General features: G+C 30.4%; 21 protein-coding genes. 6 read left to right on the plus strand and 15 right to left on the minus strand.

The window, feature by feature from the left end; translation table 11 throughout:
• Positions 1-300 precede the first annotated feature (300 nt).
• Both ANASTE_RS04000 and ANASTE_RS04005 read left to right on the plus strand, forming a co-directional pair.
• Positions 301-486, plus strand: coding sequence for a DUF378 domain-containing protein (locus ANASTE_RS04000; protein ID WP_007049671.1), 186 nt, complete (start codon positions 301-303; stop codon positions 484-486).
• A gap of 192 nt (positions 487-678) precedes the next feature.
• On the plus strand, positions 679-1,026 hold the full coding sequence (locus tag ANASTE_RS04005; protein WP_007049672.1) for a DUF134 domain-containing protein: 348 nt from the start codon (positions 679-681) through the stop codon (positions 1,024-1,026).
• Between the two features lie 28 nt (positions 1,027-1,054).
• Here the strand turns inward: ANASTE_RS04005 and ANASTE_RS04010 are convergent, their stop codons facing one another.
• The 8 genes from ANASTE_RS04010 to ANASTE_RS04045 all read right to left on the minus strand — a co-directional run bounded on the left by ANASTE_RS04010 (position 1,055) and on the right by ANASTE_RS04045 (position 7,450).
• Positions 1,055-1,393, minus strand: a complete 339-nt coding sequence (locus ANASTE_RS04010; RefSeq protein ID WP_007049673.1) for a histidine triad nucleotide-binding protein — start codon at positions 1,391-1,393, stop codon at positions 1,055-1,057.
• Positions 1,394-1,404: 11 nt separating this feature from the next.
• Entirely contained in the window at positions 1,405-2,100 is a 696-nt protein-coding gene (locus tag ANASTE_RS04015; RefSeq protein ID WP_007049674.1) for an SDR family oxidoreductase, read from the minus strand.
• 8 nt (positions 2,101-2,108) lie between these two features.
• Complete coding sequence (locus tag ANASTE_RS04020; RefSeq protein WP_198004100.1) at positions 2,109-2,801, minus strand: IspD/TarI family cytidylyltransferase; 693 nt, start codon at positions 2,799-2,801, stop codon at positions 2,109-2,111.
• A 23-nt stretch (positions 2,802-2,824) separates the two neighbouring features.
• The gene (locus ANASTE_RS04025; RefSeq protein WP_007049676.1) at positions 2,825-4,015 is read right to left on the minus strand and encodes a CDP-glycerol glycerophosphotransferase family protein; all 1,191 of its coding nucleotides are present in this window, start codon (positions 4,013-4,015) and stop codon (positions 2,825-2,827) included.
• Between the two features lie 28 nt (positions 4,016-4,043).
• Positions 4,044-5,420, minus strand: coding sequence for an ABC transporter ATP-binding protein (locus tag ANASTE_RS04030; protein ID WP_007049677.1), 1,377 nt, complete (start codon positions 5,418-5,420; stop codon positions 4,044-4,046).
• 11 nt (positions 5,421-5,431) lie between these two features.
• Complete coding sequence (locus tag ANASTE_RS04035; protein ID WP_007049678.1) at positions 5,432-6,184, minus strand: ABC transporter permease; 753 nt, start codon at positions 6,182-6,184, stop codon at positions 5,432-5,434.
• Positions 6,185-6,421: 237 nt separating this feature from the next.
• Positions 6,422-6,964, minus strand: coding sequence for an NADH peroxidase (locus ANASTE_RS04040; protein WP_007049679.1), 543 nt, complete (start codon positions 6,962-6,964; stop codon positions 6,422-6,424).
• 78 nt (positions 6,965-7,042) lie between these two features.
• Positions 7,043-7,450 carry a Fur family transcriptional regulator gene (locus tag ANASTE_RS04045; protein ID WP_007049680.1) on the minus strand — a complete coding sequence of 136 codons (408 nt, stop codon included), beginning with the start codon at positions 7,448-7,450 and terminating at the stop codon, positions 7,043-7,045.
• 258 nt (positions 7,451-7,708) lie between these two features.
• On the opposite strand from ANASTE_RS04045, the gene ANASTE_RS11300 reads away from it, so the two are divergent.
• The gene (locus tag ANASTE_RS11300; RefSeq protein ID WP_007049681.1) at positions 7,709-10,492 is read left to right on the plus strand and encodes a S8 family serine peptidase; all 2,784 of its coding nucleotides are present in this window, start codon (positions 7,709-7,711) and stop codon (positions 10,490-10,492) included.
• A 26-nt stretch (positions 10,493-10,518) separates the two neighbouring features.
• Here the strand turns inward: ANASTE_RS11300 and ANASTE_RS04055 are convergent, their stop codons facing one another.
• The 4 genes from ANASTE_RS04055 to ANASTE_RS04070 all read right to left on the minus strand — a co-directional run bounded on the left by ANASTE_RS04055 (position 10,519) and on the right by ANASTE_RS04070 (position 13,762).
• The gene (locus tag ANASTE_RS04055; RefSeq protein ID WP_039944989.1) at positions 10,519-10,971 is read right to left on the minus strand and encodes a COG2426 family protein; all 453 of its coding nucleotides are present in this window, start codon (positions 10,969-10,971) and stop codon (positions 10,519-10,521) included.
• A gap of 143 nt (positions 10,972-11,114) precedes the next feature.
• Positions 11,115-11,885, minus strand: coding sequence for a M23 family metallopeptidase (locus tag ANASTE_RS11305; protein WP_007049683.1), 771 nt, complete (start codon positions 11,883-11,885; stop codon positions 11,115-11,117).
• Between the two features lie 649 nt (positions 11,886-12,534).
• Positions 12,535-13,560 carry a M14 family zinc carboxypeptidase gene (locus ANASTE_RS04065; protein WP_007049684.1) on the minus strand — a complete coding sequence of 342 codons (1,026 nt, stop codon included), beginning with the start codon at positions 13,558-13,560 and terminating at the stop codon, positions 12,535-12,537.
• Positions 13,553-13,762 (minus strand): Ig-like domain-containing protein, encoded by a 210-nt coding sequence (locus ANASTE_RS04070; RefSeq protein WP_007049685.1) that lies wholly within the window; start codon positions 13,760-13,762, stop codon positions 13,553-13,555. The genes ANASTE_RS04065 and ANASTE_RS04070 overlap by 8 nt, the downstream gene beginning before the upstream one ends.
• Before the next feature lie 229 nt (positions 13,763-13,991).
• On the opposite strand from ANASTE_RS04070, the gene prfA reads away from it, so the two are divergent.
• Entirely contained in the window at positions 13,992-15,062 is a 1,071-nt protein-coding gene (prfA, locus tag ANASTE_RS04075) for a peptide chain release factor 1 (RefSeq protein WP_187361986.1), read from the plus strand.
• 347 nt (positions 15,063-15,409) lie between these two features.
• Here the strand turns inward: prfA and ANASTE_RS04080 are convergent, their stop codons facing one another.
• Entirely contained in the window at positions 15,410-15,982 is a 573-nt protein-coding gene (locus ANASTE_RS04080; RefSeq protein WP_039944994.1) for a hypothetical protein, read from the minus strand.
• A gap of 175 nt (positions 15,983-16,157) precedes the next feature.
• On the opposite strand from ANASTE_RS04080, the gene ANASTE_RS04085 reads away from it, so the two are divergent.
• Entirely contained in the window at positions 16,158-17,336 is a 1,179-nt protein-coding gene (locus ANASTE_RS04085; RefSeq protein ID WP_007049688.1) for a glucosaminidase domain-containing protein, read from the plus strand.
• 24 nt (positions 17,337-17,360) lie between these two features.
• On the opposite strand, the gene ANASTE_RS04090 is transcribed toward ANASTE_RS04085, so the two are convergent.
• Together ANASTE_RS04090 and ANASTE_RS04095 are read right to left on the minus strand one after the other, a co-directional pair.
• Positions 17,361-17,762, minus strand: coding sequence for an Rrf2 family transcriptional regulator (locus tag ANASTE_RS04090; protein WP_007049689.1), 402 nt, complete (start codon positions 17,760-17,762; stop codon positions 17,361-17,363).
• 297 nt (positions 17,763-18,059) lie between these two features.
• Entirely contained in the window at positions 18,060-20,708 is a 2,649-nt protein-coding gene (locus ANASTE_RS04095) for a calcium-translocating P-type ATPase, PMCA-type (protein ID WP_007049691.1), read from the minus strand.
• Between the two features lie 477 nt (positions 20,709-21,185).
• Here ANASTE_RS04095 and ANASTE_RS04100 point away from each other — a divergent pair, with 477 nt between their 5' ends.
• A complete protein-coding gene (locus ANASTE_RS04100; protein ID WP_039944997.1) occupies positions 21,186-23,525 on the plus strand; it encodes a leucine-rich repeat domain-containing protein in 2,340 nt (779 codons plus the stop codon).
• The last annotated feature ends 130 nt before the right edge of the window (positions 23,526-23,655 follow it).

The raw sequence follows: 23,655 nt of genomic DNA on the forward strand, positions 1-23,655 counted from the left end.
ATCAAATTATTCATTTAAATAAATCAAATCTTAATGCTGATAATATAAAAATGTATATCCCGATATTTCTTCTATACAATCATATGTCAACAACATATTTTCAACAAAATATTTCATTTAATCAATATAGCTTTCCAAATAATAATTAACTTAAATATAAAATCACCATTTTTTTTAATTAAATAAATAAGAATAATGATTTAGCTAAATTCTTATAAATTAAAGAAAATATGCAAAATGTTTATTTTTTTATTTTTTGGTAAAAATATAATATAAATAAATTTAAAGGAGTGAAAAATTTTGAATAAATTTGTTTTATTATTAGTAATAATCGGCGCTATTAACTGGGGATTAATCGGATTTTTCCAATTTGACCTGGTTGCAGCAATTTTTGGAGGACAAACTTCAATTATCAGTAGAATTGTTTATGCAGTTGTAGGTCTGGCAGGACTTTATTCAATTAGTTTATTCAATAAAGTTGATTAATTACTATAAAGTTGTAAGATATAATATTTATATGGAATCATAATTATAAAGCCGGTTACTAACTAAATCGGCTTTATTTTTATTTATATTTTATTATAATATAACTATATAAATCATTACTTATCTCTTATTGACAAAATAGTCATTCATGCTTATTATTTATAATATAAAAATGTTAAGGACGGTTCTAAAATGCCAAGACCAAGAAAATGTAAAAATGTTTGTAAATTACCTGATATTAAATACTTTGAAGGTAAAGATAAAAATGAAAATGTAAAGCCGATTATAATGGATGTTGAAGAATATGAAGTAATAAGACTAATGGATAAAGAAAATTTAACACAAGAAGAATGTGCCATTCAAATGAACGTATCAAGACCTACGGTACAGCTTCTATACTCAAGCGCCAGAAGAAAAGTAGCTGAATTTTTGACTACGGGAACAAGCTTGAAAATTGAAGGCGGGACTTATGAGGTCTGTAGTGATCAATTCTCTGGATGTAACTGTACTCATTGTAGATGTAATAATCGCGATAAATAAAAAAGAGCATATAATATGCTCTTTTACTTTATGCTTCCCAAGATAATTTCTTACCTGCCAACAGATGAAAATGCAAATGATGAACACTTTGTCCACCCTCATCTCCGCAGTTGTTTATTATCCTAAATCCTTTTTCATCAAATCCCTCATCTTTAGCAAGCTTAACGCAAATACTGAAAACATAACTAACGATATCATCATTATTTTCAACGTCTAATATAGAGGAATAATGTTTTTTAGGAACTACAAGTACATGATATGGAGCTATAGGCTCAATATCTTTAAAAGCATATACTCTTTCATCCTCATACACTTTAGTAGAAGGAATTTCTCCATTTATGATCTTACAAAATAAACAATCACTCATTGTTATATCTCCTATTTCTGTCTAACAACAATATCCTGCCCATCTAAACAATTCTCTCCGCTGCTGAGCAAATTCGCGATTACATCTGCTACGTCCTCAGGCTGCATTATAGTAGCAGGATCTTCTTCCGGTGCCAATATCCTTCTAAGCTCTGTGGCACATCTTCCCGGTGATATGCAATATACCTTTATTTTATATCCCCTAAGTTCATCCGCTAATGTCTTCGATAATGATATCACTCCGGCTTTTGCCGCTGCATAAGCAACCCAACCCGGTCTTGATGTAGAACCTGCTGTAGATGCAATATTTAATATCTTTGCATCTTTTCCCTTCATATATCTTACACATGATCTTATCATCACAAGCATAGATACAGTATTGATTGTAAAAGTTCTTTCGAAGTTATCATTTGTGGTATCTAAAAGAGCTGTTGGATTTACAAATCCCGCTCCGTTTATAAGCAAATCTATTGAGCCGAACTCTTTATAAATATTATCTACTACACCTTCTATACCATCTAAATCCATCATATCATGAGGTACAACAATAACATTACACTCTGGATTCATCAGTTCTTTTGTCTTATTTAAATTATCAACGTTTCTGGCTATTAAAGCTATATTCTTTATTCCTTCTTCATAGCTCATCTTTACTGCGGTAGCTCTTCCAATTCCTTGACTCGCTCCGGTAATAATACAACTTTTCATCTTATCAATTATTCCTTTCCTACTATAAATTCTTTATAAATTTCTTCACATGTTACTAAATCTACCGGAGTGGTAATCTTAACATTATATAAAGAACCTTTTAATACTCTAACTTTCTTATCAGGATTATAATGATAGAATAGAGAAGCATCTTCAGTAAAAAATAAACCTTCTTTTGCTGCATCTTCATGAGCTTTTAGAAGTAGTTCGCCATTGAACTTTTGAGGTAGTTGTACATTTATTAACTCATCTCTTTTTAAATTTTCCTTAATATATCCATCTTCTTGTTTTAATACTGTAAAAGGAATATCAAGCCCGTAAATAACATTTTCACTTTCATCATTTATCAAATCAAGATACTCTTTTTTACTAACAAAAGGTCTTACAGCCTCATGTACGATTATACTATCAACACCTTGCAGATTTTTACAACCGATATATGTCGATTCTTGTCTGCTTTTACCACCTTCAACACATAATATATTTTTTTGTATATTATGATTGAATATTAATTTTTGCATTTCTTCTATGTGTTCTTTTGGAGAACATATTACTACTTTTTCTATTTCTTCTATCTGCTCAATTTTTTCCAGTACATGAAGTATAATAGGTTTTCCTCCAAGTAATAAAAATTGCTTTGGTACCGGTCTATTCATTCTTTTACCAATACCTCCTGCCAAAATAACCATTCCTGTTGACATTAAAAAACCCCTCCTTAAAATCATTATTTTTTCATATTAGGTTTAATCAACTTATTTACAAATCTCTCACTGGCTCTTCCATCTGCCACTTCAAAAGTTTGTTTTTTGAATTCTTTTATTTTATCCATATCGAAATTATGATTTTTTATATCCTTAGCCATAGAAATCGTGTCAGTATACACTTTCCCAGGTAAATCATGGTGAAAATCAATATAGAAACCTCTTTCATCTATATAATCAAAATAATCGCTTGCGTAGAATAACATAGGTCTTTCGAGAAGCGAATATTCAAATATCGCAGAGGAATAATCTGTAATCATTACGTCACTTATAATCATAAGCTCATTTATATCGGAATAATCTGTTACATCAAATAAAAAATCTTTTAAATCTTCTTTTATTTCATATTTCTTGGTTACCCATGGATGTAACTTAAGTAAAATTATAAATTCATCACTTATATATTCTTTTAAAATACTAAAATCTAAATCATCTTGATAATGCGCTTCATATCTTGTATTCCCTCTAAATGTAGGTGCAAACAATATGATTTTCTTATTTTGTGGTAAATTATATAATCCGCCTACTTTTAAAGGCAGAGAATTTTTTAAATCCTCATTAAAAAATACATCTGTTCTTGGAATACCAACATCAGTAATGAATTTATCTATGCTTGTCCTAAAAGCTTCTGAATAGAATTTGGCGTTATACTTACTTCCCATTAAACAATAAGTATAATTAGAATGAATATTTATGGTTTTTGTAGTTTTTTCATCAACACCAAATGATTTATCTATAACACTATATCCAATTTTCTTAAATCCACCGCTTGCATGCCAAACTTGTATAGCTATACTATCATTACGAAGCTTCGTTACATATAAAGGGAAATAATAATCATCTATTATTATAAACCTTGCTGTTGCCAAATGATATTCTGTTATAATGAGATTAAATATCTTTTTTATATTAGAAAAAAAATTTTTGTTAGACTCACTAAACCTTAATATAATATCGATATCAATATTTTGCCTTTTTATTTCATTATATATATATAATAAATTTCTATCAATTTTACTTAAGCTATTAGAGGCAAATACAATTTTATTATTTACAGAAAATATTGAACATATTTTATATGATAAGGCTAATATATTTTTTATTATAATTTTATCAATTGGTATATTACCAATACAATGTTTTAAATGTTTCACTAAATTCCAACCCAAACTCCTATTATATTTAAACTAACATATCCTTAATTGAATCTAAAGTTCCCTCTTGTTCTCTTTCTTCTATGAGATAATCATCTCGCATAGTCTTATAAGGTATTGCATATACTCCGCCACCTTTATATTCATTGCTAACTATATTTAGCCTTCTTAATGATGCAAATTTAAAATGTAATCCAGCTTCATTATTCCAAAATTCTCCGGCTATTTTGTAATTTCCGGGGAGTAATCTTAAATTCGGAAGAATAAATCTAAATATATGTCTACCAATACTGGAATCAACAATGTTGTCTTTATTTTGCTTATTTGTTGCAAATACTTCACGTTCTTCTATATCTCTAATAGAAAAACAGCAAATCAAATCATTTTCTATTGGCTTTTTAACCTCATATTCTATTTCTATAATGACAGTAGAACCATAATTAAAGTTTATTCTATTTCTATTATTTATATTAATATCAAGCATTCGTGTTTTTATAAACTCTAATATATCCTTTTTTTCCAAAATCTCTTCTTGATTTCCCTGCTCTTCTCTTGCCTTTATTCGTTTAGCTGTTCTTATTTCCTTTAGATAATCTTCATAAAGTTTTGTAACCATTGCAGTTTCGCCTTTTGCAATTAATTCTCCATCTTTTATCCACATTGCTTTAGTACAAAATCCTTTAATGGTAAATAAACTATGGCTAACAAAAAGAATCGTTTTACCTTCTTTTCTGAATTCTTCCATCTTAGAAAGACACTTTAGTTTAAAAGTATCATCTCCTACAGCCAAAACTTCATCAACAATTAAAATATCAGGATTTACGTTTGCACTTATTGCAAACCCCAATCTTGATTTCATACCGGAAGAATAAGTCCTGACAGGCTGATATAAATGATCTCCTATATCTGCAAATTCAATTATAGCAGGTACACGCTGTTCCATTTCATCTAAGGGTATACCTAATGTTGTTGCTTTTAATAGTATATTTTCATATCCAGTTAACTCTTTATCAAATCCTGAAGTAAGTTCAAGCATAGCAGAAATTCTACCTTTAACGTCTATTGTACCGCTTGTAGGCTTTACAACCCCCGTTATCATTTTTAAAAGGGTTGATTTCCCGGAACCATTCACACCTAAAATCCCAATAGTTTCACCTTTGGGAAATTTAATATTAATATCTTTAAGTGCATAAAATTCACCATAATTAATTTTTGATGAAAAAGCATTAATAATTCTATGCCAAGCTTTTTTATAAATCTTATACATTTTAGTTACATTATTTACGCTAACGGCGATATTTTCTTCGGGTATCTTATCCGGCCAATCTTCATTTAATGCCTTCTTTATATCTTCAGTTATTTCAACCTTTACATCTACTGAATTCCTTGTAAACTTTTTTGTCATATCAATACCTCCTATAATACATCCGAAAAATCATTATGAAGTTTTCTGTATAAATATGATGTAACTAATGTTAATATAATCATAAATATTATCATATATATGGTATAATACGGTCGCTCAAAAAACCAAATTTTAAATAAAAACGTATCCCTATATCCTTGAATAAAATAATAGAATGGATTTAACTTTAATAACCTCATAAGTATCGAACCTTCTCCAATTTTATCTGCTGTCCATATAACAGGTGATAACCAAAAGAATATCATAGTTGTTGATTTTACTAACTGTTCAAAATCTCTGCTTACTACAGCAAGAGTTGATAAAAACGTACACAAAACACAGCAAAAGAAAAACAAAAAACTGATATAGTAAATTAATTGCAAATAATATATATTAGGTAAAAATCCAAATATTGCAAGAACTATAACAACTAATCCCAGTAATAATAAATGGGTAAAAAATAATGCCATAACATTATAAACAGGAATTGTTTCAACTGGAAATACAACTTTGGTTACTAAATGACTATCTTTCCTTATTGAAGAAATACCAATATTCAATACATCATTTATAAAAAACCAAGCAATTATCCCTGTCATTAACCAAAAAATATAAGGTATTTCTCCTTGAATGGGTTTACCACCTCTAATACCGATCTCTATACCAAACCAATATACAAAAATAAACAATATGGGTTTTACTAACGACCAACCAACACCTAATGCTGAACCTGAGTACCTTTTTTTCAAAGTCATCTTTGCCATAGAAATGGATTTTTTTCTATTTTTAATATTTGAATTTAAAAATACTAATAAAACTTTTAAATGATTCAATAATCATAATTTACATTTTCCTCACGATTATCTTATTTTCTAATAATTTATCTAAACATAATACTATAAGTAGATTAAAAAGTCAAATTACTACATAATCTAAGCAATTAAAAAAGCCTTTAAATAAAGGCTTTTTTAGTTTTTACTATATTTCGTTTTTTATGTATTTTAGCCAAAATATCTTTGAAGTAAACCTTCGAAAGCTTTACCGTGTCTTGCTTCGTCTCTAGCCATTTCATGAACTGTATCATGAATTGCATCTAAGTTAGCTTCTTTAGCTCTCTTAGCAAGATCGAATTTACCTGCAGTAGCACCATTTTCAGCTTCTACTCTCATTTCAAGGTTTTTCTTTGTGCTGTCTGTTACAACTTCACCAAGCAATTCAGCAAATTTTGCAGCATGTTCAGCTTCTTCATAAGCAGCTTTTTCCCAGTAAAGACCGATTTCAGGATATCCTTCTCTGTGAGCTACTCTTGACATTGCAAGATACATACCAACTTCTGAGCATTCTCCTTCAAAGTTAGCTCTTAAATCTGCAATAATATCTTCACTAACACCTTTTGCAACTCCTACAACATGTTCAGCTGCCCAAGTTCTGTCTCCGCCCATTTCTTGGAATTTTTCAGCAGGAACGTGACATTGTGGACATTCTGCCGGTGGATTTTCTCCTTCGTGTACATAACCGCATACTGTGCATACCCATTTTTTCATAATAATTATCTCCTTTTCAATTTAAAATTTATTTTATCTTTTTATATTTTAATAGCATTTTGCTATTATTGACTTTTGTTACATTTCGGCTACGATTTTATGTTCGTCTCCAAAATTATTTTCTTTTTTGATTTCTTTCAACTTCTTTTCAAGGAATTTTGTGTGTTCACCATCTTCATAATCAATTATTTCATTTGTTTCACTATTATATATATGAACATGAAAATCAGTATTGGCATCAAATCTCATCATATTATTTTCATCATCCCTGACTTTTATAATAACGCCTTTTTCAAGAAAAGCCTCTATTATATTATATACTGTAGCAAGAGAAAATTTATTTCCGAGGCTATTTAGATGATCCTTTATCATCTCTGCACTGGGATGTTCTTTACTGTTTAACATATACTCATAAACAGCAATTCTATTAGGTGTAGCTTTTAAACCATGAGATCTTATAATTTCTTTTACATCTAACTTTTCCATGACTTTCTCCTTTCTACATCTTTTAAATTAGAATGGTTATAATTTAATTATATAAATTTTTCCCGATTTGTCAATAGGTTTTAATATTTTATAAATAATTTATAATCATTCTAATTTATTTTAACTAATTATATATTTTTTTCCGTAAAAATACAAATAAAAATCAATCTAATTTATTGATATTTATAATTTTATTTAATTAAATCAAGTAAATATATGCTAAAATATAAATAACAGAAATTTATAGAGGTATTACAAATGAAAAACAAAAAAATCATATATACATTATTATCAATTTTATTAATACTATTATTTACAAACACAGTTTATGCACAAAACAAAGCAGATGAAAGATACGATCCTAATAGTGTATTGGTGGTTTTTAAAGATAATATTTCAAACTCAAAAAAATCGAAGATATTATCCAATGAAAATTTAAATATAGAAGAAACCGTTGATAAAAAAGAAAATATAGAATTAGTTGAAGTCCCTAAAGATTCAACAGTTGAAGAAACAATAAGAACTCTTAATGAAAAAAATGAAGTCCTATACGCACAGCCTAATTTTAAATATAAAGCTTTAGCGACAACAAATGACCCTCTTTTATCCGCTCAAAAACATCTTACATGGACAAATATTTCAGGAAGCGGAACTACAGCATGGAATTATTCTACAGGTGAAAATACTAAAATAGCTATATTTGATACCGGGGCATATACATCTAATCCTGATTTATCGAATATCAAAGGAACATACAACGCATCTACAGGTTCATCTGCAAAATCTTCAGTTGTAGATTATGAAGGTCACGGAACACATGTAGCGGGCATTGCTGCTGCATGTGGAAATAATAAGAGTCTGGGAGCAGGCGTAGCTTATAATTCTGATTTATATATAGCAAAAGTAGCCGATTCTAATGGAGATATCTCATCGGCATATCTTATCAGAGCATTTGATTGGGCTGAAGAACAAGGATGTCGAATAATTAATATGAGTCTCGGAGGATATGGGTATGAGTATGATAGTGATGGAAAAGTAAATTTAGATTTGCTTTTAAAAAGTCGAATTGATGATGCATATAATAAATCTAATAATAGCATATTGACCGTTTGTGCTGCTGGAAACGGGGATGATATAAATGGATATCCATATTATTCTTACCCTTCGGATTTCCCAAATTCATACTCAGTAGTTGCACTGCAATATGACAGTAACGGCAATCCGACCAGAGCAAAATATTCTGATTACAATGAATATAAAGATATAGCAGCACCGGGCAGTAATATTAACTCATTAAGTAATACATCCACATCAAAATTAATAACTGAATCCGGAACAAGTATGGCAGCGCCTTTCGTTTCTGGTGTTGCAGGACTTATAATGTCAAAAGTTCCTGATTTAACAGCAAAAGAAGTAGTAGATATCATAAACTCAACAGCCAACAAAATAGGCTCATATTCATATTCAAAGGGAAGAAATAATTATTATGGTTACGGAGAAATAAATCCATTAAAAGCGATTAAAACAGCTATATGGAAAAAATCTTCTATGACAATATCTAAAACTTCAGATATTATAGGCGAAAATAAAAAATTAGATATAACATTAAACATGTATACCGAAGTTCCGATGAAAGTCGAAGTATATGATAGTAATAATAATCTTATAAATACACTTGCAGATAAAACTTTTACAGCAGGAGAAACTAAATTATCTTGGGATTACAGCAATTACAAAGGTGATAAATATTCAATACAGGCAACTATGCCTTATAAAAACAGTAAGGATAAAGTGATTCAAAGCAAAACTTTTAATTTATGTGATTTACTTGATATTACAGGACTATCCTCCTCTTATACACCTCTTGCAAATACAAGTATTACCGGTAATTTAAATTTAAATACCGACTGTACTGTAAGTGCGGGATTTTATGACAAAGACAACAAATTAGTTAAGACTATATATAATAAAAATACAAGTTTAACAAAAGAAAATAAATCTTTCAGTTGGAACTATCTTGATGATAATAACAAGTTGATACCATCAGGAACATATGAATTTAAAGTATCAGCAACTTCGGGAGATATTACAAAAGAATATAGTAAAAATATAAAGATCACTATACCAGAAAAAGCTTCCATATCCAAAATGTCTGTTACATCATCAATAAAGAGGAATGATTTTAATAAAGCAAGTATCAAGTATACTCTCAATAATCAATGTGTAACATCAATAAAAATATACAATTCATCAAATACGCTTATTAAGAGTATTTCGAGAAACAGAAAAGGAAGTAATACTGAATACTGGAATTTAAAAGACAGTAAAGGCAATTTGGTAGTAGCTGGAACTTATAAAATAATCATATCAGGTTACAATATTGCGGGGAAATTTGAAACAACAAAATATATCAAAATTACTAACCCAAGTAAAGTAAGTATTTCTAAATTTAAAAACAAATCAAAGGTTATAAGAGCAAGCGGATATTATACATCCACAAAATTTTATTTAAATGAAGATGCCAGAGTAAAAGTATTACTTACAACAACAAAGAATAAAAAATTAAAAACATTGAAAAATGTTGTAATGAAAAAAGGCACTAATACCGTTAAATGGAATTTAAAAAGCACCAAAGGAAATGTTTATAAAGCAGGTAAATATAAAATCGTAGTATATGCAACAAACAGCAGAAATACTTATCAAAAATCTTCTTATGTAACTTTAGTAAAAAAGAAACCAAGTATAAAAGTAAGCAAAGTCAAATCAAGCTATAAAATAAGAGGAAGTAAAAATAACCCTACGATAAAAGTTAAGACAAATATCATCGCAAAAGTAACCGTAAGAGTATATAATCGAAAAAATAAATTAATTAAAACAATAACTAAAAATAAAACTTATAAAACAGGAACATATAAATTTAAATGGAACGGTAAAAGCGGTAAAAATAAAAAAGTTTCAAAAACAAAGTATTATTTTAAAGTAACAATAAAAAATGAAAACGGAAGCAAGACCGTAAAAACAAAACAATTTAAATATAAATAAAAAAGACTCAAAAGAGTCTTTTTTATTTATATAATGGTCGTTACGCCATAAGTAAGCATCATTATAAGTATACCGGCAGTAAGTACGCCCAAAACTATGGGAAGTATTGCATCTTTAAGTCTTATATCTAAAAATGCGGCAACCAAAGCACCTGTCCATGCCCCAGTTCCAGGAAGAGGAATTGCTACAAATATAAACAGACCAAACTTCTGATATTTTCTAACTTTCTGTCCTTTTAAATGAGCCTTATTCTCCAATTTATCTATCATACTGCTTAATTTAGGCATATATTTTCTAATAAGTATAAATATTCTTCTTATAAATAGTATTATAAAAGGAACGGGTATTAAATTCCCGATAACAGCGGCAATATATGCAACAGGGAAACTAAGTCCACTTGCTATCCCTACAGGAAGCCCTCCCCTAAGTTCGATTATAGGTACCATCGATATAAGTAATGTATATAAAAAACTGTTCAAATCATTTATCCCTCATGTTCAAATTAATTACTTTTTTATATTACAATATATGCCATATATAAGTCAAACCTTTTAATAAAATTATAATAAAAGCGGCTATCCTTTAGAATAAACCGCTTTTTAATGATCAATGACTATCTTCTTTATTTATATAAAGTATTTGGATTTACATAGGATTTACCATTTTTTATTTCAAAGTGTAAATGATAATCATCGGCTATTTCAAATGCTGCACTTTTTCCAACACTTCCGATTACATCGCCTTTATTTACTCTATCCCCTTTTTTAACATTTAACTTTTTATTTAGATTAGAGTAGATGCTATAAAAATCACCGCCATGATCAATCACAATGCTATATCCAAGTTTGTCATCCAAGTAAACTCTCTTTACTTCACCATCTAAAATACATTTTACATTTTCATTTCTATCCGCTTTTAAGTCAATTCCGGTATGAGTGGATGAATATTCATTCAATGTCTTTGAATAAACAGGAGTAGTATTATAACTATAATCCATTATTATCTCACCGCTTTTTACAGGTTTTGCCGGGTTTGATATATCAGGCTTAGAAGTAACATTTGATACCGCTTTAGATGAAGATGATGATTTAGTTTTATTTTTATTATTACTTTTCGTTATATCATCCTTGTCTTCATTATTTTTCGTATCGGTTTCTGTCTTCGTATCCTTATTATTTTCCGCAACCTTAGGTTTAACTTCCTCGCTCATTACCGATTTATCGCTTATTCTATCCTTACTTACGTCGGCTACATTTACATTGCTTTTATTAAGTACACTTGCAAATAATACGCCAACAATCAACAGTGTACTACATGCAATACAAATTTTAGAAATAATTTGTTCTTTCTTACCCATTTCTATCTTCCTTTTAATCTTTTTATTATTATCCACTTTATTACCCCCTGAATTTAAGTTCTTGATCTTTATCTTTTCTTAGTATTTTCTATTATTACCGCTGTAATATGTTTTAAACATGTATAAATAAATTTTTAAATAATTGATATAAAGAAAATAAAAATAAAACAAATATGATTAATATCTACCTTGGATAATAAAAAAAGCAAGCTACTTAATAATCACCTGCTTTTTTATATTTTAAAGAATTAAGGTTTAATTTATTAATTCCAAACACTGCCTTTTATATATTTTAAAAGTTCTCTATTATATTGCTCCATATCATATGAAAACTGATTTATTATCTAATGCGGAAATTTAATAATTTCAGTACAATATCTATGTACCTTAATAACCATTATTTTAATATTTGTATTTTAAAGAACAAATATACTTTTAAATGGACCAACAATAAAATATAACCTCTACATCTCATTTTTCTTTGTAGCTATAATGGTTATAATTAGTCATATCTGGACTTAATATGTTTCTTTTTTTAATATTTTAATATATAAAAATATAACTATGATATTTCTGTATTTCTAATATTTTTAAATTTCATATAATGTATAAGAAATCATATAACAAAAAGGAATAATAACTTACTTAGTAAAATTATTAATCATAGTGAAAATAATCTTAAATTTTAATTTTTCTTATTTACAACATATCTGCATAATTCTATAGGAATAAACTTATTTTCTTCCCATATATCATTAAATTCTTCCATACTTAAAGGAGCTGTTACAAAAGGACTTCCGATTTCTATAGTAAATGCGGGTATACCTAAATACATACTGACCCAATCGGAATATCCGAGCACACCCGTTTTATATGCACTGCTTCTATCCATTAATTTATAAAATGTCAAATCTTTTAAATAGTCCCTTATAACCATACTTTTATTTAACAATAAACCCTTTTGTCCGTAATCCCAGTAAAGTTCACTCCCTGTTGCATGATAACTTATACAAATATCAGGTCTGTTTTCTCTTGTCCAATTAGCAATAAGTCTTGATTCTATTTCGCTTTCAGGGTATTCTCCTCTATATTCCATAAATGATTTTACATTAAAATTATAGCTATCTTCCCATTTACAACCAAAATTCCTATTTAAATCAACACATCTCGCATTAGACTTCCAGATTTCATGATGTATTTTATTTTCTTCAATGACTTTTGAGATGTTATTAAAAAGGGTTTTTTCTCTAATCACCTCTGCACCATTAATTGAAATATCCACACCGTCGGGATTAGACATTGGCACTATACAAATCTTTATATTTTGCAGTATATCTGAAATATTTAAACCCTTATATTCAGATATATAATAATTTTTACATAACAATTCAATGTGTCTCATAACAAGTATTGAAGCCATATGTTCCCTTCCATGCATTGAAGCTTGAATAAATAGAGTATGCTTCGCATTTTTGTTTCCAAGGGTAAATAAATAAATATTTCTATTATCATAACTTTTACCTAAAATTTCATAGTTCAAAATATCATTATATATACAACAAAGCTCATTTATATCATTTTTAAGTATGTCATATGTATATTTATTACTAAATATATTTACTACGCTAAGATTTTTATCATCTATATCTGTTTCAATAGCATTATTTAATACATTTATTTTAATAATATAATTTGGCGTTTTATTATTCAATAAAAAACATTTCTATATATGTTCTTCCTTTTTTCAAAGCGGTAACTATATAATTGTTATCCACCGAAATTATTTTAGGATCTATTATGTTATATTTAACTTTTTCATTACATTTGATTTTTAACTTATCTAATATACTTATCTTATCTCCAACCTTTAATACGATTTTAACTTTTTTTATAGTAACATCTAAATTATCCATACTCTTTATCTCCGATTAAAACTAAACTTACTTCTTTCCTATTAAATATATGATTATAGCTTTGTAGCATATTACCTTTTATACTGCTTAAAATAGAGATTTTCCAATAAATAAAATTCTTTAATAATAAATAACATAAATATGGTTCAAATTACCTCTAAAAACAAAAAAATACTTTTAAATCCTTTATTTTTGGTGTATAATTCCATAAGAGAAAAACGGAGGGGCAATAATGTTAGATAAATTAAAATCTATTGAAAAAAGATTTAATGAAGTTAGTGAAGATATCTCTAATCCGGATATTATAAATAATCATGAATTATATACCGAACTTATAAAAGAACATTCTCATCTTGAACCAATCGTAATTGCATATAAAAAATATGCGGATGTAATGGAACAGCTTGAGTCAAATAAAGAAATGCTAAACGACAGCGATGATGATGACTTTAAGGAAATGATACTTGAAGATATTTCATCTTTAAACGAACAAAAAGAAGGGTTGGAACAGGAGATCAAAATACTTCTCATACCCAAAGATCCTAATGATGACAAGAACGTTATAGTTGAAATACGTGCGGGAGTAGGCGGAGATGAAGCTGCTTTATTTGCAGGAGACTTACTTAGGATGTATACCCGATATGCGGAAAGAAACAGATGGAAAGTGGAAATGCTTTCTACAAACGAAATCGGTATCGGAGGATATAAAGAAGCAGTATTTTCAATTCAAGGTAAAGGGGCATATTCCAGACTTAAATACGAAAGCGGAACACATAGAGTTCAAAGAATTCCGGATACAGAATCAAGCGGAAGAATTCATACTTCGGCTATTACGGTAGCGGTACTGCCGGAAGCTGAAGATGTTGAAGTAAATATAGATCCTAATGATTTAAGGATAGATGTTTATCGTTCAAGCGGTAACGGAGGTCAAAGTGTAAACACTACAGACTCTGCTGTTAGAATTACACATATACCTTCAGGATTGGTAGTTGCATGTCAGGACGAAAAATCACAGCTTAAAAATAAAGATAAAGCATTGAAAATTTTAAAAGCCAGACTTTTTGAAATCGAGCAAAGAAAACAACAGGAAGCTATCGCCAGCAACAGAAAAAGCCAAATAGGAAGCGGTGACAGATCAGAAAGAATAAGAACTTATAATTTCCCTCAAGGTAGAGTCACAGACCATAGAGTGGGGCTTACCTTATATAAATTAAATGACGTTCTTGACGGTGATATCGATGAATTTATCGATACATTAATCGTTCAAGACCAGTCTGAACAAATGGGGATTGAGGAATAGATACCTAGGGGCATCGCCCCCTAAAACCCCACAAAGTTTTTTCCAAAGCAAAAAAACTTTGAGTTAAATGCTTCCACTGCGTGGAGCTTTAACGTGGTCACATTTTCTAAAAAGCTCTACCCGAGATTTTTGAAATGACCACTACCCTATCCCTTTTAAACAAATACGTTTACACAAAAAAAGAGTAACAAATGTTACTCTTTTTTATGTTTTATAAAGTATCAGGGGTGGGCGAGACTGTTCAAAAAAATGCGGGCAGCATTTTTTATGAAATCCAGTCGAGAAAAGCCACCGCGGCGAATGAGCGGAGATTTTTGGAACTTTTTATCTCTAAAAAGTTCAGATGTCTATTGATAACCACTGATAAGTCCACCCATTAAAGCATCCATTAACTTAGTATCTATATTTAAATCGTAGCTGTAATTTTCATTTTTAGTCAAATTTATTTTTACGCTCTTAGTGACTTTTTTCTTACTTTTACTTGCAGAAGAAATTTCCTTTGCCAATATATCCAAACATTTTTTATTTAATTTCTTCTTATTGAGCTTACCTGAATAAAGATTTAATATCATGTAATCGTAAGATTTATCCTCATAATTATCAAAAACCTTTTTAAAATTTACATTTGTAATATCAACTTTAACGACTGCTCCGGTTTTATTTTCAGTAACAGAGGTTATTTTAAAAGACAAATTTTTAAATAAATTTTTATAAATCTCATCAAGCGTATTCTTATCTCCGGTACTGTGAAGAAGAAGATTTACATACTTATTATTTGTATACCCTATTAAAACATCTTCGTTTTTAGTTTTAACGGCATTTAAAAATTCTGTCGCTTTGTCTTCCGGCTTTATAAAACTGCAACCAAATATACTTATACTCATCAAACCTATTAACAGCATAGATAATAATTTTTTCATTATTTTTCCTCTTTTCATACTCATATATATTTTATATATATTTAAGTATACTTTCAAGTTAATATAGTATATTATATATAATTTTGACATTTTACACAAAAATAAGTACAATTAAATTAATTACTTGCAATCAGAAATGTCAATAAAATAAAAATATATTGTAAGGTAGGTAATCATGAAAACTACTAAAAAGAAAATTAAAGTAAAAAAAACATTAAAGGTAAAGAAGAAAAAAACGGATTTACAAAAAAATGATATTTTTAAAGAGCAAGAAAATTCTAATCTAAATGATAATGCTAATGAAATCAATTCAAATAATGTTGAAATATTAGTTAAAGATAATGATATTCCTAAAGTTAACAAAATAGAAGACGAAATCAATATTGTTGAAACTATAGAAGAAAATCCTTTAGAATCATTACTTAAAGAACTTGAAGAGGAAAATAAAACAAATAATATTAAAGAGGTAAAAAAAGAGGATCCTCTAGAAAAGACATTGATAGAAATAGATAAATTGGAACATTTGGTAGATGAAACAATAGAAGATATAAAAGTAAAAGAAATATCAGAAGATAACAAAGATATTGAAAAAGATGAAACAATTATTTCACAGGTTGATGAAATAAAAAAAGAGCTAAATGAATTAGAAAATGAGCTAAAAGAAGATATTCCTAAACAGAAGAAAAAAACAAAAAAAAGAAACATAATCATCGCAATTTGTTCTGTTCTTATTTTAGCCATAATATCTTCAACCGGCGGATATTATATTATAAAAGCCAAATCAGAAGAAAAAGAAGCTATGAAAGTCGCAAGTATTGCAAAAACAGCAAAAGAAGTAAATGTTGCAAATACATTAAGAAATCATACGGCAAAAAAAGTAAAAAAACAAAAAAATATACCAAGTTATTCATTATCGGAAATACATAAACTTGATATGAGCAAACCGAGCGGAGTTACTGCCGCAGATTTAAAACTAATTACAAGGCAAGGGCTTGTAGGTCTTGAACAAGCATTTGTAAATGCAGAGAAAAAATATAAAGTAAATGCATTATTCTTGGTTGCGATAGCTTCTCTTGAAAGTGCAAACGGAACAATATGTTTTAAACCAAATAACATGTTTGGATATGGTTCAAAGGGCTACCCCTCAAAAGAAGCAAACATATATGATGTTGCGGATGGTATAGGAAATGGATATCTGAAACCGGGTTCCGGACTTTACAGCGGGAAAACAATAAGCGATGTAAATAAAAGATACGCTTCAAGCTCTACATGGGATACAAAAGTAGCAAATAATATGCATAAATATTATTCTGTAATAAGTGCAAGAAGAAAAGCTGCATTAAAGAAATTATAAAAAAGAACCTAATCAGGTTCTTTTTTAATGATTATTCGATATCATATTTTTAATAGTTGTATTTTGTATATTAATTTTTAAAAACTTTCCTATTTCGTTATAAAATCTATCAATATAGAATTCATAAATAAATAGATTATTTTTTCTTGAATTATTATAATCATCTAAAACATTAATACTTCCATCAAACAATATAATTAAATCATATATGCTGATTTCGTCAGCATCTTTTAAAAGATAATACGTTAAATTATCTTTTCCCTTTTTTAATACTTTTGCTTCAACAAGTCTATCAATAACACTCAATAAAATACTCTTCCTTGTACCGATAACTCTATGTATCTCTTCAAAGCTTTTACTATCTTGTTCTATAAATAAATACATTATTATTTTTATCGCTAAATCAGTCTTACTATCAAACTTCATGAAATATCCTCATTATATTTTATTGTTACTTAATTCTTACAAATTGTCACAAGAATGATATATTTAAAATATAAATAATTTCTACTAATTTTGACATATTACTTATAAATATTATTACAAATAATAATATAATTGTAATATTTACATGTGTTACTATATTTAAACTTTTTTTGACAGATTTTAAATAAATATTTTGTTCGTATTCAATTAGGGACGCGAAATATGCGTAAGCAGGCGTAGTGCCCCAGGCTAAAAATACACAAAAAAAGACGTCGTTAAGTCGTCTTTTTCTTTTTATCATGCCGATTTTTTTACTTGCGTAAGTAAACTGTTGTCTTTGATGAACAAACCTTTTGCAAGTTTTACTATCTCAGAGCTTACCAGAGGAACTAAAGATAGAGTGAGTACAAAGTCCCATTTAGATGTTCCGAGAGGTGTAAGCACGAATATATTTCTCAGTACGGGAATGAGTACTACGAATATCGCAAGCATTGCGGATACTATATTGGCGATTATCAATGTCTTATTCTTAAGCGGACTGTCGTCGAATATACTTTCTTTCATGGCTCTTACATTGAATGTATGGAAAAGCTGAGATAAGCACAGTATCAGAAAAGCAAATGTCCTTCCTTCGCTGAGAGAATAATATGTACATCCGTACCAGAAACCGACCAAGGTAACTGCACCTATCAAAAGTCCTTCGAACAATACTCTGACACTAAAACCGAAAGTAAATATATTTTCGCTTTTCTTAGCGGGTTTTTGAGTCATGACGTCTATGTTGTTTTCATCTACACCAAGGGCAAGGGCTGGAAGCGAGTCAGTGACCAAGTTTACCCATAACAGATGTATCGGAAGAAGCGGCATAGGGAAGTTTAATAGAGTCGCAAGGAACAGTGTCATTATTTCGCCTATATTACAGGAAATAAGGAAATGCATGGCTTTTTTGATGTTCCTAAATACCTTCCTCCCCTCTTTCACAGCCATTACAATGGTGGAAAAGTTATCGTCACATAAAATCATATCGGAAGCATTTTTAGCTACATCTGTACCAGTTATACCCATTGCACACCCGATATCCGCTCTCTTGAGTGCGGGAGCGTCGTTTACGCCGTCTCCGCTCATTGCAACTACGTTATTGGTATTTTGAAAGGCTTTTACTATCCTAACTTTATCCTTTGGAGAAACCCTTGCATAAACGGATATATTTCCTATCCTGTCCGCAAGATCCTCGTCCGTCAGTTTTTCAAGTTCAAGCCCCGTTATACACTCTTCGCCCTCAGATAATATACCGAGGTCCTTTGCGATAGCCTCTGCGGTAAGCTTATGGTCTCCGGTTATCATAACTGTTTTGATACCCGCTTTTTTACATTCATTTATAGAATCCAAGACCTCTTCCCTCGGAGGGTCTATCATTGCAGTAAGACCGACGAAAATCAAATCATTTTCAATTTCATCTTCACCGGGAATATTATCCACGACTTTATAAGCATAGGCTAAAACTCTGTAAGCTTTGGAAGACAGCTCGTTGACTTGATTATAAAAACCTATCTTATCCATTTCACCGAGTTTCTTTATTTTCGATTCACATACGTAATGAGAACATTTTTCAAGCAAAACATCGCTGGCACCTTTTGTGTATATGATATATTTGCCCTCTTCTTTATATACGCTGCTCATCATCTTTCTGGAAGAGTCAAAAGGAAGCTCCGTAAACCTCTCTTTTTTATCTCGGGTTATACCGCTTCTCTTTGCAAGTTCTATCAAAGCTACTTCCGTAGTATCCCCTATCCTAACTTCTTTTCCGTTTTCATCATAATTTATGTTGGAGTCGTTGCAGTCGTAGGCTATATTCACAAGCATTTTATATGCGATACTTTTATTGTTGGAAAATTCATCTTTATTTATTAATCTGTTAGTTATATAAACTTTTTCCACGCTCATTTTATTCATTGTAAGCGTTCCTGTCTTATCGGAACAAATCACATTTGCACTGCCCAAAGTTTCAACGGCGTGCATTTTCCTTACTATCGCACCTTTTTTACTGAGTCTGGTTATACCGATGGATAAAACTATTGTTATTACCGTAGGAAGTCCTTCGGGAATAGCCGCAACGGCAAGAGATATGCTTGTCATAAACATATCAAGAGCTTTGTTTCCGTGCATAAAACCTAAAACAAATATAAGAGCACATATCACAAGACAGCCGATAGAAAGGACTTTTCCTATTTCGTTGGTCTTTTCGGCCAAAGGAGTAAGTGTTTCCTCTTCGGTACTCAGCATCTTAGCCACTTTACCTATCTCGCTGTCCATACCGCTTGCCGTAACTATATATGTACATTTTCCGTATGTAACGATCCCCGAAGAATAGACCATGTTTTTTCTGTCCGCCAAAGGTACATCCTTATCTTCTATCAAAGCACTGTCTTTATCCACAGATACGCTTTCTCCCGTCAGAGAGGACTCGTCCACCTGAAGATTTGAACACTCTATTATCCTTCCGTCTGCGGCAATCAAATCCCCGCTCTCCGCAAAGACTATATCCCCCACAACGATTTCTGGAAAGGGAACTTTTATTATCCGACCGTCACGGTATACCTTCGCTTCATTGACGCTCAGTTCCTTTAAAGCTTCCAGCTCGTTATCCGCACGATACTCCTGAAAAGATGCTATTAACGCATTAAGAGTAACGACAAATAATATCATTATGGCATCACTTGCCTGTCCGATAAAAAAGGATACGGCACTGGCAACAAGAAGGACAAGTATCAAAAAATCCTGAAACTGAGTTAAAAATATTTCAAAGAAAGTATGTCTTTTTTCCTCCGCCAAAACATTTTTCCCGTACATTTCAAGACGTTTTTTTGCTTCTTCACCGGTAAGTCCGTTTTTTTCATCACTATGTAACATTCTTATGATTTCATCGACTTTTATATTAAAAAACATAATATGCCTCCTTTATCTAAAAAAATTATAGTTAAAAGAGCATGTACAATTTATCATTTTTTGTTATAAAAAAAATAATCTAAAATAAATTTTATGATTTTGATTTTATTTTTATGATAGGATTTATGAATTCAATGATTTAATTAAAGGATTTATTTACTTTAAATTATAAGGAAATATTCTTATAAACAAATAAAACATGATTTTTATTTTTATTATAAGTATGTAAAATATGATTTAAGAATAAAAAATGGTAAATATCACCGCTATTTCTTATAAAAAGTGTACTTTTTGTGACAAAAAAACAAATACAAAAAACTGCATTTTTATTACAGCCTTAAAATACAAATGTTATACTATTATTTTGATATTCTTAAAATTTCTATATATTTTAAATATAACACTTTTGTCACAAAAAGTACGATTATTGATATTATTGTCGAAAACCTTGAAATTGTTAAAAACGGAGGATACAAAATGAAGAACAAAAAATTACTGGCAGTGATATTGAGCGGATTCATGGTGTTTACCGGAATGACACCCATATTTGCCGAAGAACCGAAGGCAGATGAAAACACGAGCAGCAATGCTGTCGCAAGCGAAGAAAACGGGAAGTATGATGAAACTCAAAATAACAAAGAAGAAAATAACGCCGAAGAAGTAAAAAATGACGAAAAAAGCACGGAAACAAATAAAATCACAGATGAAGACAAGTCACCCGAGAAAACATCAGTAAAGGTCAAAAAATCCGACGATAACGAAAAAGACAATATAGATTTATCTAAAACCGTTAAGTCTACTTCGAAGACGGTAAAAGCCGTCGTTGAAAATAAAACGGATACCGCGACAGGTCTTACCTTCAGTTATGACAGCGATACGAATAAAGCAACCATTACGGGCATAGGGACTTACTCCGCTTCCGCACTTACTATCCCGAGTAAAGTAAAAGCGGATGATACGGATGAAATGGACGTAGTTGGCATAGGAAACGCCGCTTTTAAAAACAACTCTTCTTTGGAATCGGTTGTTATACCAAAAGGTATCATATCCATAGATAATGATGCTTTTTACTTATGCAGTAAATTATCTTCCTGTACATTAGAAGAAGGAAGTGCTTTGAAAAGTATTGGGACTAATGCATTTATGTACTGCGGCAAATTAACAAGTATTAAAATACCGAAATCGGTGGAAACATTGGGAATCCGTGCTTTTAATTATTGCTCTGGATTAACGTCCGTAGCTTTTGAAGAAGGCAGTACACTTAATTCTATCGGCAGTTCTTGTTTTTCAGGTACTGGACTTGAAAGTATCATAATACCAAAGAGCGTCAAAACTTTAGGCTCTTCTGCTTTCAATAGCTGTAAATCTTTAAAGTCATGTACATTTGAGCCGGGTAGTAATTTAAAAAGCATCGAAAGCAGTACATTTAGCGGTTCCGCACTTGAAAGTATCATAATACCAAAAAGCATCGAAACCATAGCTTCTTCCGCTTTCAACAAGTGTAAATCTTTAAATTCCTGTACGTTCGAAGATGGGAGCAATTTAAAAAGTATCGGAAGCCATGCATTCACAGAATGTTCATCACTTACGGAAATCGTAATACCGAAAGGTGTTGACAAGATAGACGACTATACTTTTGCAGACTGTACATCTTTGAAATCATGTACATTTGAAAAAGGGAATGCTTTAAAAAGTATTGGAAACTACGCTTTCGACAGCGATGAGGTACTTGAAAGTATCATAATACCGAAAAGCATCGAAACGATAGGTACCTTTTCTTTTTATGGATGTAAGGCTTTGACGTCTTTGACTTTCGAAAAGGGAAGCGTTCTTAAAAGCATAGGAGGTTATGCCTTTAAACAAGCAGCCTTTGAAAAAATCGTGATACCGAAAAGCGTTGAAACTCTAGGAAGTTTCGCATTTAATGAATGTAAAGCGTTGAAAAGCTGTACATTTGAAGAAGGCAGTGTATTAAAGAGTATAGGAGGATCCTGTTTTAAAGAAGCAGGTATCGAAAGCATAAAGATACCAAAGGGTGTTGCTTCTATCAATGATTCTGCTTTTTACGGCTGCGATAATTTAACCTCCATAGATACCGAAGATGGAAGTATTTTAGCTACGATAGCCAATAATGCCATATATAATGATAAAAATCTTGAGAGTATCAGGCTGACGAGCAGTGACCTTACTTCCGTGGGTAATCTCGGATTGACCGACAGTGCCCCTGTAACCTGTTTAAAGATCACAGCCCATAGGGGAAGCAAAGATGCACCGAGTGCGATATATCAGCATTATCTAACTTATAAAGACAGTGATAAATGGGAATTTTCCAGCGAAGGTATATGCCGCAGCGAAACAAAAGTTGAAGTCAAACTGACATGTGTCACTCCGGGAAGCATCACATATAAACCGGGCAAGTGTAAATGCGGTAATGTCTTGGATACTACCACTACGATAATCACCGAACCGGCAACGGGGATACATACGTTCAATAAAGTTGTAATAGACAGACAAGCGACTTATACAAAGACGGGACTTAAACATATAGAATGTTCTGTATGCGGTTTAAAACTTGAAAGCTCCGACGAAGTTATCCCAATGCTTGTAAAGGAAGATAACAAAAATAATAATAACGATAATAACGGTAATTCAACATCAAGCGGAAGTACAGTTACAAAGACAGGCAGTGATAAGACAGCGGTAAACAATCCTCAGACTTCGGATAATATGAACATGGTTATTTATTTATTAATGGGTCTTGTATCCTTGGGAGCAGTAGGTACCATAGGATATAAAATTAAAAAGAAAAATATTTAATTAATTAAGATATAAGTAAAAGAAATATCCTATAAACTGAGATATAAAAAATATATAAAAATAAATATTTAAAGTAATATATAAGAAATTTAATTGACAAAGTTATCCTGATAATTCCACTCGGCGGGAT

Source organism: Anaerofustis stercorihominis DSM 17244, assembly GCF_000154825.1.
Taxonomy (GTDB): Bacteria; Bacillota; Clostridia; order Eubacteriales; family Anaerofustaceae; genus Anaerofustis; species Anaerofustis stercorihominis.